The 313-nt window shown below is 62.9% G+C and carries 1 pseudogene; it reads left to right on the top strand.

The features are described 5' to 3' along the window. Nucleotides 1-313: pseudogene (locus tag AC0IYH_RS30595) on the top strand (1,4-alpha-glucan branching enzyme); the annotation flags it as partial.

Here is a 313-nt window from a genome sequence, read left to right as displayed (position 1 = left end):
CTCCACTACATGGCGCGGGAGCCGGTGCATCGGCGACACCACCACGGCGAGATCACGTTCGGGCTGGTCTACAGCTTCAGCGAAAACTTCGTCCTGCCGCTGAGTCATGACGAGGTCGTCCACGGCAAGGGATCGCTGCTGGCGAAGATGCCGGGTGACGACTGGCAGCAATTCGCCAATCTCCGCCTCTACTATGCGTTTATGTGGGGCTATCCGGGCAAGAAGCTGCTGTTCATGGGGCAGGAGTTCGCCCAGCGTGCCGAATGGTCGGAGGAACGCGGCCTCGACTGGCATCTGCGCTCCAGCCACGCGC

The organism is Pseudomonas sp. AC463 (genome assembly GCF_979253585.1).
This window is presented reverse-complemented; position numbering and strand designations above follow the sequence as displayed.